Genomic DNA, 11,653 nt, shown 5'->3' on the forward strand with positions numbered 1-11,653 from the left:
CGCTTCACCACGATACCGTTCTTCCGTCGAAGGCCCGGAAGCTGCCGCTCTCGGCGAGCCCGGCCCTGTCGATGATCGCCTTCAGGCCTGCGGCGCTTTCCGCAACCGGCACGCTCGCCTGATGGCCGCCCATATCGGTTCTGACCCAGCCGGGGTGGAGCGACAGCACGGTGACACGGTGGGGACGCAAATCCTGGGCGAGCTTGACCGTGGCCATGTTCAGCGCCGCTTTCGAGCAACGATAGGCATAGTCTCCTTCGTCGTCGTCGAGCGTGCCCTCGGCGAGCGATCCTGCGCGGCTGCTGATATTGGCGACGATGCGATCGCCGCCGGCGAGGAGATTTCGCAGCAGCGCCTGCACGACCAGGATCGGCGCAAGGGCATTGACGCGCATGACCTCCAGGAAATCCTCGGGCCTGACGGTCGACAGTCCGCCTGTGTCGCCGCGGACCCCGGCATTGTTGATGAGGACATCGATCGGCCGCTCGCCGAGGCTTTCGGCAAGCGCCGCCATCGACCTCGCGTCCGTGACGTCGAGCGTCCGACGTTCGATGCCGGTTTCCCCATTCCTCGCCGACGGTTGGCGGCTGCAGGCGATCACCCGCCAGCCGGCGGCTGCATACTGCCGTGCAAGTTCCTGACCCAGGCCCCGCGATGAACCGGTGATCAGCACCGTGCGCGGCCCCTCTTCCCGTCTCCTATCGATGCTTGATGTCATATTTCCGCTCGATCATGTTGATGAGGCTCGCCGCCGCGAGCGTCAGGAAGATGTAGAAGATGGCTGCCGAGTTATAGGGCGCAAAGGGCAGGAAACTCGCCGACTGGAACTCGCGCATGCGCTGGGTGATGTCGCGGATCGACAGAATCGACAGGAGCGACGTGTCCTTGAGGATCGCGATCAGCTCGTTGCCCAGCGGTGGAATGATGATCCGGAACGCCTGCGGCAGGACCACCAGCCGCGCCGTCTGCCACCGGTTGAGCCCGATGCTGCGCGCCGCTTCGATCTGGCCGACCGGGATGGCGTTGATGCCGGAGCGGAAGATTTCCGCCAGATAGGCGGAATAGGCAAGCGCCATGGCGACGATGCCGCGCATCAGATTCGGCGGATCGAGCACGCCCTGCGTCGCATCCTTCAACGCCCCGCTCAAGGGCAGGCCGACATAGAGCACGATCACCAGCATCGGAATGCCGCGGATCGTATCGACGACGAATTCCGAGCCGATCGCCAGGGGATGACGACGGTGCAGATAGCCGCCGAAGGTGAGCAGACCGAGGATGATTGCCAGGACGGCAAAAGTTATGCCTGCGGCCCGGTCTCGATCGTTCAAAGCCGCCGTTTCCCAAAGGAGCGGCAAGCCCCCGGGCACGGCTTCGGCCGGCAGAAGCGCGGCCGTCACCTCGTCCTTTTCCATCGCCGCGACTGCCTCCGCCGGGCCAAGGAAGGTTCGCACCGCCGCCTCTTCAGCGGGCGCGCCCGGATATTGGCCGAAGCGCACCGCGCCTATGAGGCCGGACGGCGTGTTGCTGACGATCGCGACCCTGCCGTCGAGCCGCCCCGCAAGCACATAGGGCGTGCGAGGCTGCAACAGGAACCAGGCGGCGACGAGCACCAGGCCGAGGGTCGCGAGCGCGAAGAAGAGGCTGGTGCGCGCCGTATAATGCAACTGAAGCAATCCGACCCAGATGAGGCCGATGATCGCAGCGAGAAGATAGGCGGCAATGGCCGCGCGGACCGTGGTCGCCACGCCGGCGGCAAAGGCGATATGCGCAAAGAAGAGGATGAACAGGAGCCCCGTACCGTTGACGAGGCCGATGCTCCACGCTCCTGCGCGATGCAGGATGCTCTCCTGCGCAGACGCCTTGCCGGCACCGAAGAAGAGCATGGAGCCGAACAGGTTCAGCGCGAAATAGGCCGGAAAAAGCACGGCTTCGATGCCGCGCAGGGTCATGTCCGCGGCGTCCGTCAATCGCCGGGGGCTAAGCCCCTTCACGACGAGATCGGACGTGAAGGGATCGACGGCATTGGCGACGACCGACGCAAGGTAGGGATGAACCGCGTCGCTCAGAAGCAAGATGGCCGCCGCAGCGAGATTGAGCACGGCGGCAGCGAGCGCCAGCCGCGGCAGCGGCGCCTTGGCTCGGGAAAAGACGAGAACGGCGATACCCGAGCCGAAGGCGACGAGCAGGGCAAGGAAGCCGGGTACGAAGGCGGACGAGCCGTTCTCGACTCCGAGAATGGCTCTCAGCGAACGTTGGTAGTCACCGGAGGAGGCGAAAAGATAGATGATGAACGGCAGCGCTGTCAGAATGATCAGATTGCTGGGCCGCACGCTTCTCAGGAACGACATTCATCCCTCCGGGGATTCTGCGCAGAAATTCGGCCCCGGAGCGCAGACCGCTCCGGGGTGTTCGGATGAGGTTACTTCACGCCCCAGTATTTGTTGACGAGCTGATCCAGCGTGCCGTCGTCGCGGATCATCTTCAGTCCTTCGTTGAAGGCGGCGACGTTGGCATCGCCCTTGCGGAAGACGAGGCCGAGCGGATCGGATTCGAGGTCCCGGATCGCGACCACGAGTTCGCCGACGAACTCGCGTTCGTAAGCGGCAGCATTGGCTCCGTTGATGACGACGCCGTCGACATCTTTGTTCTTGAGCGCGATGATCGCGGCGCTGAAGCTGTCATAGGCGACGACGTTTTCTTTGCCGACCACCCCTTCGGCGACCTGCGCATCCGTGGTGTTGGCCTGGGCGGAAAGCTTCTTCCCCTTCGACTTGAAGTCTTCCAGTGACACGCCCTGGTCCTCGACCCGCATCAGCACCGCCTGGCTGTTGACGATGTAGGGATCGGAGAAATCCATGGCCTTCTTGCGTTCCTCGGTGATCGACACGCCCGAGGCGACGAGATCGAAGTTGCCCTGATCGAGCGCTGCGAAAATGCCGTCCCAACCGGTGGTCACGAATTCCGCCTGGCAGTTGATCTTTGCGCAGATCGCATTCACCACGTCGATATCGAAACCGACGATCTGTCCGGTCGCGGGATCGACGCTCTCCATCGGCGGCGAGGTCGTGTCCGAGCCGACCTTCAGCAGCTTCCCGCCGAGATCGGCGGCCGACGCGCCGCCTGAGACGAGGGCCGCCATCGCAAGTGCAATTACGAGTGTTTTCACTTTGGTTCTCCTCCGTTGTGAATTCTTTTCCTACGCCGACTGCGCCAGGCGCCCGCCGAGATTGTCGGGCTGCCTCTCGATCAGCGTTGGCCTGAAAACCTGCTTCAACGTTTGCGCGTCCTCTCCCGCCATGCGCCGCAGCAGGAACTCCCCGAGGGTTCGCCCGAGTATCTCGATGGGCTGATAGAAGGTCGTGATCGGCGGCGTGAAATAGGCGCTTACATTGATGTCGTCATAGGCGACCACGTCGACATCGACGCCGATCCGCCGTCCACGCGAGCCCAGGCCCGAAAGCACTCCGAGCGTGGTCGACTCGTTGCTGCAGACGAAGGCCGTCGGCGGCCGCGCCGCGTCGAGAAGACCGAGCGCGCTCTCGCGGCCGAACTGGGTAGAGAGATCGCCTTCGGCGATCAGATCGTCGGACGGCGATAGCCCCGCCTCGCGAAAAGCCCGCATGAAGCCGTCCACCCTGTCCTCGGCGTAGGAGAGATGCCGGAGCGGATTGACGAGCGCGATCCGCCGGTGTCCGCCGGCAATCAGCCGGGCGGTCGCCGCATGGGCCGCCCATTCGTTGTCGATATCGACATGTGCGTAGTCGAGGGGTTTCCGACAGCGACCGAGAGAGACGAAGGGAAATCGGCTCTCGACCAGGAGATCGATACGCGGGTCGTCGGCGCGTATGCCTGAGAATATCAGTCCGTCCGCCAGACCCTCATCGATGACCCGGCGCGCCGCCTCGCAGCCGTCCTCCACATTGCGCACGACATGGACCGACATGCGATAGTCGCTGCCTTCCAGTGCCTGACTGATGCCGCTGAGTATCTGGGTATATTCGACGCCGTCCCATTCATAGTCGCGCGCAGCCGTTACCGGCATGAGCACGGCAGCCTGGCAGGTCCGGCCGGTCCTCAGCGCCATGCCGCGGGCGTTGGCACGATAGCCTATCTCCGCAGCGGCACGATGGATGAGCGCCTTCGTGTCCGGGGCAACCATGGGAGAACCGTTGAGCGCCTTCGACACGGTCGCAATGGAATAGCCCGTAGCCTCGGCCAGAGCCTTGATCCCCGGCCGTGCGCGCGGCGAGTGCGTGTTTTCCATGATCGGCCTCCCGACGAAAGCCGTATCAGCTGATAAAAACGATTTCAATGAAAAATATAAACGTTTTTATTCCGTGTCCGCATGAGTACATGCGATCGATGGACTATATCGGCGAACGGAATTCTGGAGAATGGCTGCGCTACGAGACCCGGCGGCGCAACAGGATGCGAGGGAAACGAGCTCATGCCGATTACGGCGACGCCGGCAAGCGAACGCTCGTTTTCTTCGGTTTCTGTTTTCTACTTCTCTGTCTTGCCGGCAAAATCCGCCGGGTTCTTGTATTTCACCGTTTGCAGATGCTCGCAGTAGAGCACCAGCTCGCCCTCGTTCTTGAAGACCTGGTAGCTGGCGCGAATGAGCCCGAGGTCTTTGTAGCGGGGCGTTTTTTCCATGTTGGTCCGGATCGTGTAGATGGTGTCATCGATGAAGACCGGCTTGATGAACCGGAGCTTGTCGTAGCCATAGGAAAAGGCGTTGACGCAGTTGGTGGCGACGAGGCCGAGACCGGCCGAGAACACGAAGGCGCCGGCAACGAGGCGACGGCCGAAGATGCCTTCCCGCTCCGCAAACATCTGATCCTGGACATAAGGATGGATGTCGACGACCAGGGTATTGAAGAGGTGGCTATCGCTCTCGCCAATCGTGCGGCGTAACGACCGGATGCGCTGACCGACGGGCCAATCCTCGTAGAACCAGTTTTCGGCGTTCCAGACCGGCAAGGCGGCATGGTCTTCCGGCATGTCGGCGGGACGTGTCGAAGAAACTCCGACGGTGGGCGTGAACTCATCCATGATCAGTACCTGCGTAAGAAGTCGGGATTATCCGAGCCGTTTCCGGCCTCTGCGCCACCATGACGCAGAGGCCGTATTTCATCGCGCTATTGGACCGCCGTCGTCCCATAGACCAGGTTCGGCAGCCAAAGCGACAGCTGCGGGAACATGCTCAGCATGACGAGAATGACCATCATCATCGCCAAGTATGGCAGCACCTCGCGGGCATAGGCCATCATCGGCACTTTCAGCACCATGGACGAAATGTACATCAATCCCCCGACCGGCGGCGTAATGCCGGCGATGGTCAGGTTCGTGATGAACACGACGCCGAAATGCACGCGATCGATGCCGACGCCATCGATGATCGGAATCAGCATCGGCGTCAGAATGATCAGTGCCGCCGACCCCTCGATCGCCGTGCCGATGACGATCAGCAGGACGTTGATGAGGAGCAGCATCAGGAGCGGATTGTCGGTGGCTTCGCCGAGCCAGCCGGACATGGCCTGCGGCACCTGCTCCCAGGCGAGATAGAAACCGAAGGCTGCCGCCGCACAGATCATGATCATGACCACGGCCGAATCGCGCACGGCCTCGGCAAGCACCTCCGGGATCTGGCGGAAGGTGAATTCGCGGTAACCGAACACGGCGACGAAGAGCACATAGACGACGACCACCGCACCGGCTTCGGTGGTCGTGAAAAGACCGTATCGCGTACCGGCGAAGATCACCACCGGGATCGACAGCGCCCAGAGCCCGTCGATCAGCGCCCGGATGCCCTCCGCGCGGGTGGCACGCTCCTTGCGCAACGGCTTGTAACCGCGTTTGCGGGCGATGAAATAGGTGGTGACCATGAGCCCGGTCGCCAGCACGAGGCCAGGCACCACACCCGCTGCGAAGAGCCGGCCGATGGACGTCTCCGCGAGAAAACCATAGACGATAAGACCGATCGACGGCGGAATGAGGCTCGTGATGATGGCCGCCGACGATGTGATGACCGCGGCGAAGGCCCGGCTGTAGCCCCGTTGCGACATCTCGACGCCGAGCGTCTTGGCGAGCATCGCCGCATCGGCATTGGCAGATGCGGTAAGTCCGCCGAGCAAGGTGCCGAGCACGGTGCACATCTGCGCCAGCGCGCCCGTCATGTGGCCGACAAGCACGTCCGCAAGCGCCAAAAGGCGTCGGGTGATGCCGGACGCGTTCATGATGCAGCCGGCAAGAACGAACAGCGGCAGCGCCAACAAGGACACGGACTGGCTGCCCTCCGCCATTTCCTGGGCGAAATTGGCGAGCGGGATTATGTCCATATTGATGAGGAAGAAAGCGAACGCTCCGATCGCCATGGCCCAGGTGATCGGCGTCGACAGCAAAAACAGGACGACGACGAGAAGCGAGGGACCGGCCAAATGGAACAGGGTCATATCAACGATTCCAAATTGCGGTGCTGACGGACGGTCCAGGGCCTCTCCACGATCAGATGCTGGACGAACATCCCGGCAGAGGCGAGCGCCAGAGGCGCATAGGACAGGCTGCGCGACAGATCGAGGGCGATCGTATGCACATTGCGTGAGATCCAGCCCTGCCACGCGAAGAGGATGGTCATGACGATGAAGAAGAGTGCCAGCAGCAGATAGTTGAACCAGGCGACGGCTTTTCGCCAGCTGTCCGGGAGAGCCGCGACAAGCACGTCGATCGCCGCGTGCGTGCCGAGACGGACGCCGGCGACGGCACCGAAGAAGACGAGATAGGCGAAGGCCATCATCGCCAGCTCATAGGTCCAGGCGGCCGGCTGGGGAAGACATAACGGCTGACGACCCCCAAAGGATCGAGAAGACGATGACGAGGAGCGCCACGACGCCGATTGCCTCATCGGCGCGGCGCAGGCTGATGAGAGGAATTATCTCCTCCGGCGGGCGTGAGCTTTCCATGATGCCTCGATTGTTGAGGGGCAATCCGAGCTGGCGTCGATGCAGGGCCCGATTGACGTTCGGAGCGCGATCCCGGCCGGCGAAGACGGCCCCCCGCGGCAGCAGCGTCCAAGAGCGGGATGACGTGTATACGGTCTCTCCGCCCGCATCCCGCTCGAAACGGCGTTGCCTACTCTGCCATCGCCTTTTGCACCTGATCGTAGATGCCGGGCGTGATGTTCGGCACCTTCTCATAGGCTGCACGCGAGGCCTCGATGAATGCCGGAATGTCGACATCGGTCACGATCTCGACGCCGGAGGCGGCGAGCTGCTTTGCATAGGCATCGTCCGTGTCCAGCGTCATCTGCGTAAGCTCCTTGGCAATTGTCTGCCCTTCCTCCAGAAGAATCTTCTGCAGGTCTTCGGGCAGGCTGTTGAAGAGCTGGCTGGAAGCCACCCAGGCCGTGAACATGATCTGGTGGCCGGTTTTCGAAATGACCTTGCGGGTCTCGTTCAGCTTCGCTCCGGCTATCGAGCCGAAGGGGCCTTCGGCCGCGTCGACGACTCCGGTCTGCAACGCATTGTAGACGTCTCCCCACGGCAATTCCGTCGGCCTTGCACCGTAATTGCCGAAAGTCGCCATCATGATCGGCGAGGAGGGCACGCGAATGGTGACGCCGGCCAGGTCCGCGGGTGAGCGAACCGGCTTGTTGGCGATGATGTGGCGGTAGCCGAACAGGCCGTTCGGCATGATGATCTTGATGCCCCGCGCCTCCAGCTTGCTGGAAAGGTCCCTATAGAGATCCGAAGCGAAGAGACGGTCCGTCGCCGCCAGATCCGGATAGACATAGGGTCCGGCAAGGATCGACAGATCCGGCACGAACTGGCCGAGCTGACCATAGTCGGTGGCGCTGAGCAGGCTTGCGCCGCTCATGACCATCTCGTTGACCTTTTTCTGCGCGCCGAGCTGATCGCCCGTCATGACGGTAATGGCGATGCGTCCGCCGGAGCGCTCACCGACACGCTCGGCATAGGTTTTCATGGCCTTGATGATCGGCTCGTCCGGATTCACCTGCGAGGTCGAAAATCGCAGGCTGTATTCCTGCGCGTTGGCAATGCCGCAGAACGACAATGCAGCCATTGCGGCCGCAGCGATCAAGGTCTTCATGCTGTCCTCCCTATTCCGGACTCCGCCTCCGGACTTTCACAAGTTTGAATAATATATTCACAAATGAACGAATGGCGTCAAGCCGTGAATCGTCGCTCAAAGACCATGAGGACAAAGAAAACCTTCAGGCTTTTTACATCGCCAGGGTTCCAGATTACGCGAACAATCCATTCCCAAATAAATTTTTCGGACCGTCGGGATCTGGAGCGCCTGCAGTCAATCCTTCCGCAGCCCGCGATCCTCCGGCTTCTCACAGCGTCATCCTTGACCAAGGTCAAGCCGAAGGAGGACGGCGTTAGGCAAGAACGGGCGCGGCGAGACCCGTGCACAATCGGCTGATCAAGGCGAGCCGCACAAAATTTCATCACTGCACGCAAACGGCTTATTTTTAAATCAACGGGCTTACTTCGAAGACAAAGGGCGTTGTCCGCCTTTTGCAGATTTTTCAAGGAGATGGCCGGAAGGCGGATATCTGGCACGGCACTTGCATTTCTACACCTGCTTCGGTCAACGGCGATTGAAGCGAGCCAGGCGCCACATACGCCTGCCGAAGACACCGACGTCGCAAGGTCTTTGCCTCCGTAAGGGTTTCCTCCCGGTCCCGGAGCGCAAATTTCCGAGCGGCGTTTTTTTATGCCGGTTTTCGGCCGGCCAAATCGAACCGACCTGAACTGCCGCGAAGCACTGCTCGAATTCTTCTATGAGCGGCCGCTTCGTAAAAGCTGCGGAGTGACCACATGACTGAAACTGCACTCGAAAAACTCGTCATCATCGGCAACGGCATGGCTCCGGGCCGGATGCTGGAAGAGCTCTTCGAAAAGGCGCCCGGGCGTTATGCCGTGACGATCTTCAACGCCGAGCCGCGCGTCAATTACGACCGCATCATGCTTTCGCCGGTGCTATCCGGCGAGAAGGAGTATGAAGAAATCATCATCCATGGCGATGGGTGGTACATCAAGCACGGCATTACCCTCTACAAGGGCCACAAAATCGTTGCGATCGATCGCGACGCCAAGACCGTCACTTCCGACCACGGCGTTACGGAAAGCTATGACAAGCTGGTGATCGCCACCGGTTCGGTGCCCTTCATCATCCCTGTGCCGGGCAAGGAACTGCGCGGCGTCATCACCTATCGCGACCTAGACGATGTGCAGGCGATGTTGCTCGCGGCGCAATCGCGCGAAAAGGCCGTCGTCATCGGTGGCGGCCTGCTCGGGCTGGAGGCGGCAGCTGGTCTTCAGGCGCGCGGCATGGACGTCACCGTTCTGCATGTCATGCCGACACTGATGGAACGCCAGCTCGATCCGGCCGCAGGCTACCTCCTGCAGAAGGCCGTCGAAGAACGCGGCATCAAGGTCGTCACCAAGGCGAACACAAAACGCATCCTCGGCGAGGAGAAGGTCCAGGGCATCGAGCTCGACGATGGCCGGATCATTCCGGCGACGCTGGTGGTGATGGCTGTCGGCATCCGGCCGAATGCCGGTCTTGCCAAGGAGGCCGGGCTGGCCGTCAATCGCGGCATCGTCGTCGACGCCGGAATGCAGACGTCCGACGGGGACATCATGGCGCTCGGCGAGTGTGCCGAAGTCGGAGGCATGGTCTACGGCCTCGTCGCGCCCCTTTACGAAATGGCGCGCGTCGCCGCCTCCCACCTCGCCGGCGACCGCCGCGCCGCCTTCGCGCATTCCGACACACCGACAAAATTGAAGGTGACGGGCATCAACCTCTATTCGGTCGGCGACTTCGCCGATGCCGGCGGACGCGAGGAGATCGTACTGCGCGATGCCACCGCGGGCATCTACAAGCGGCTCGTACTGAAAGACAACCGCATCATCGGTACCGTGCTCTACGGCGACACCGCCGACGGCGCCTGGTTCAACGATCTTTTGAAGCGCGGCACGGACATCTCCGAAATGCGCGACACCCTTATCTTCGGCCAGGCCTATCAGGGGGGATCTCCGCTGGACCCTACGGCGGCCGTTGCAGCCTTGCCGGATGATGCGGAAATCTGCGGCTGCAACGGCGTGTGCAAAGGCAAGATCGTCGGAGCGATCGTCTCCAAGGGCCTGACCTCGCTCGACGACGTGCGCGCCCATACCAAGGCTTCCGCCTCGTGCGGTTCCTGCACCGGCCTGGTCGAGCAGATCATGTCGCTGACGCTCGGCGACACCTACAATCCGGCTGCGGTGCAGCCGATGTGCACCTGCACGGATCTCGGCCATGACGACGTGCGGCGCCTGATCAAGGCGAAGAAGCTGAAATCCATTCCCGCCGTCATGCAGGAACTGGAATGGAAGACCTCCTGCGGCTGCGCAAAGTGTCGCCCGGCGCTCAACTACTATCTCGTCTGCGATTGGCCGGACGAATATGCCGACGATTACCAGTCGCGCTTCATCAACGAGCGTGTCCACGCCAATATCCAGAAGGACGGCACCTATTCCGTCGTACCCCGCATGTGGGGCGGCGTCACCAATGCGAAGGAGCTTCGCGCCATCGCCGATGTCGTCGACAAGTTCAACGTGCCGCTGGTGAAGGTGACCGGCGGTCAGCGCATCGATCTGCTCGGCATCGAGAAGGAGGATCTGCCCGCCGTCTGGGCCGATCTCGGTCAGGCGGGCTTCGTTTCGGGTCAGGCCTACGCGAAGGGGCTTAGAACGGTGAAGACCTGCGTCGGCTCCGATTGGTGCCGCTTCGGCACACAGGATTCGACCGGCCTCGGTATCCGCATCGAGAAATTCATGTGGGGCTCCTGGACGCCGGCCAAGCTGAAGATGGCCGTCTCCGGCTGCCCGCGCAACTGCGCGGAGGCGACCTGCAAGGACGTCGGAGTCATCTGCGTCGACTCCGGCTTCGAGATCCATTTCGCAGGGGCCGCCGGCCTCGACATCAAAGGCACCGAGGTTCTGGGGCTGGTCAGGACCGAGGACGAGGCGCTCGAACATATCGTCGCGCTGACGCAGATGTATCGCGAGCAGGCCCGCTATCTCGAGCGCATCTACAAATGGGCAAAGCGCATCGGTCTGGACGAGATTCGCCGGCAGATCATGGAGGATGCGGAAAAGCGCAGGGCCTATTTCGACCGCTTCGTCTTCAGCCAGAAATTCGCCCAGGTCGATCCCTGGTCGGAGCGCGTCTCCGGCAAGGACAAGCACGAGTTCCGGCCGATGGCGACGGTCGGCTTCAATCAGGCAGCGGAGTGACCGATGAAGATGAACTGGATTGCAATCGGCGACATCAACGACATCCCGCTGCGTGGAGCCCGCTGCGTCAGGACGCCCAACGGCAAGATCGCCGTCTTCCGGACCGCCGAGAACGAGGTCTTTGCGATCGAGGACCATTGCCCGCATAAAGGGGGCCCTCTTTCCCAGGGCATCGTGCACGGCACGGCCGTCACCTGCCCGCTGCACAACTGGGTGATCTCGCTCGAGACCGGCAAGGCGCTCGGCGCCGACGAGGGCGAGGTGCGCACGATCCCCATCCGCAACGACAATGGCGCGCTGTTCGTCGCTCTTGAGAGCCTCTCTCTGGCAGCGGCGGAATAAGC

11 protein-coding genes are annotated in these 11,653 nt (G+C 62.0%); 2 read left to right on the forward strand and 9 right to left on the reverse strand.

The genetic code is table 11. From position 1 onward, the window contains the following. Positions 1 to 4: 4 nt before the first annotated feature. The 9 genes from N0Q91_RS23500 to N0Q91_RS23540 form a co-directional block, all read right to left on the reverse strand. The gene (locus tag N0Q91_RS23500) at positions 5 to 673 is read right to left on the reverse strand and encodes an SDR family oxidoreductase (protein ID WP_100670133.1); all 669 of its coding nucleotides are present in this window, start codon (positions 671 to 673) and stop codon (positions 5 to 7) included. 25 nt (positions 674 to 698) lie between these two features. Continuing rightward, on the reverse strand, positions 699 to 2,348 hold the full coding sequence (locus N0Q91_RS23505; RefSeq protein WP_100670132.1) for an amino acid ABC transporter permease: 1,650 nt from the start codon (positions 2,346 to 2,348) through the stop codon (positions 699 to 701). A gap of 71 nt (positions 2,349 to 2,419) precedes the next feature. Beyond that, complete coding sequence (locus tag N0Q91_RS23510; RefSeq protein WP_275599235.1) at positions 2,420 to 3,166, reverse strand: transporter substrate-binding domain-containing protein; 747 nt, start codon at positions 3,164 to 3,166, stop codon at positions 2,420 to 2,422. Positions 3,167 to 3,196: 30 nt separating this feature from the next. After that, positions 3,197 to 4,264: a LacI family DNA-binding transcriptional regulator gene (locus N0Q91_RS23515; protein WP_275599236.1), complete on the reverse strand. Its 1,068-nt coding sequence runs from the start codon at positions 4,262 to 4,264 to the stop codon at positions 3,197 to 3,199. Positions 4,265 to 4,503: 239 nt separating this feature from the next. After that, complete coding sequence (locus N0Q91_RS23520) at positions 4,504 to 5,055, reverse strand: MaoC family dehydratase (RefSeq protein ID WP_018098360.1); 552 nt, start codon at positions 5,053 to 5,055, stop codon at positions 4,504 to 4,506. An 86-nt stretch (positions 5,056 to 5,141) separates the two neighbouring features. After that, on the reverse strand, positions 5,142 to 6,455 hold the full coding sequence (locus tag N0Q91_RS23525; RefSeq protein WP_275599237.1) for a TRAP transporter large permease: 1,314 nt from the start codon (positions 6,453 to 6,455) through the stop codon (positions 5,142 to 5,144). Continuing rightward, a complete protein-coding gene (locus N0Q91_RS23530) occupies positions 6,452 to 6,793 on the reverse strand; it encodes a TRAP transporter small permease (protein ID WP_275599238.1) in 342 nt (113 codons plus the stop codon). Before N0Q91_RS23530 ends, N0Q91_RS23525 begins: the two co-directional genes overlap by 4 nt. Positions 6,794 to 6,803: 10 nt before the next feature. Further along, positions 6,804 to 6,962 (reverse strand): hypothetical protein, encoded by a 159-nt coding sequence (locus tag N0Q91_RS23535; RefSeq protein WP_275599239.1) that lies wholly within the window; start codon positions 6,960 to 6,962, stop codon positions 6,804 to 6,806. A gap of 169 nt (positions 6,963 to 7,131) precedes the next feature. Next, positions 7,132 to 8,109, reverse strand: coding sequence for a C4-dicarboxylate TRAP transporter substrate-binding protein (locus N0Q91_RS23540; protein WP_100670127.1), 978 nt, complete (start codon positions 8,107 to 8,109; stop codon positions 7,132 to 7,134). Positions 8,110 to 8,846: 737 nt separating this feature from the next. Here N0Q91_RS23540 and nirB point away from each other — a divergent pair. Then, entirely contained in the window at positions 8,847 to 11,309 is a 2,463-nt protein-coding gene (gene nirB / locus N0Q91_RS23545) for a nitrite reductase large subunit NirB (protein WP_275599240.1), read from the forward strand. Between the two features lie 3 nt (positions 11,310 to 11,312). After that, on the forward strand, positions 11,313 to 11,651 hold the full coding sequence (nirD, locus tag N0Q91_RS23550) for a nitrite reductase small subunit NirD (protein WP_100670125.1): 339 nt from the start codon (positions 11,313 to 11,315) through the stop codon (positions 11,649 to 11,651). Positions 11,652 to 11,653: the final 2 nt, after the last annotated feature.

This window comes from Sinorhizobium prairiense (assembly GCF_029201645.2).
GTDB lineage: Bacteria > Pseudomonadota > Alphaproteobacteria > Rhizobiales > Rhizobiaceae > Sinorhizobium > Sinorhizobium meliloti_A.

Coding starts and splice junctions, on each gene's coding strand:
- N0Q91_RS23505 (WP_100670132.1), bottom strand. CDS start 2,348: ATGTCGTTCCTGAGAAGCGTGCGGCCCAGCAATCTGATCATTCTGACA.
- N0Q91_RS23515 (WP_275599236.1), bottom strand. CDS start 4,264: ATGGAAAACACGCACTCGCCGCGCGCACGGCCGGGGATCAAGGCTCTG.
- N0Q91_RS23520 (WP_018098360.1), bottom strand. CDS start 5,055: ATGGATGAGTTCACGCCCACCGTCGGAGTTTCTTCGACACGTCCCGCC.
- N0Q91_RS23525 (WP_275599237.1), bottom strand. CDS start 6,455: ATGACCCTGTTCCATTTGGCCGGTCCCTCGCTTCTCGTCGTCGTCCTG.
- N0Q91_RS23530 (WP_275599238.1), bottom strand. CDS start 6,793: ATGGCCTTCGCCTATCTCGTCTTCTTCGGTGCCGTCGCCGGCGTCCGT.
- N0Q91_RS23535 (WP_275599239.1), bottom strand. CDS start 6,962: ATGGAAAGCTCACGCCCGCCGGAGGAGATAATTCCTCTCATCAGCCTG.
- N0Q91_RS23540 (WP_100670127.1), bottom strand. CDS start 8,109: ATGAAGACCTTGATCGCTGCGGCCGCAATGGCTGCATTGTCGTTCTGC.
- nirB (WP_275599240.1), top strand. CDS start 8,847: ATGACTGAAACTGCACTCGAAAAACTCGTCATCATCGGCAACGGCATG.
- nirD (WP_100670125.1), top strand. CDS start 11,313: ATGAAGATGAACTGGATTGCAATCGGCGACATCAACGACATCCCGCTG.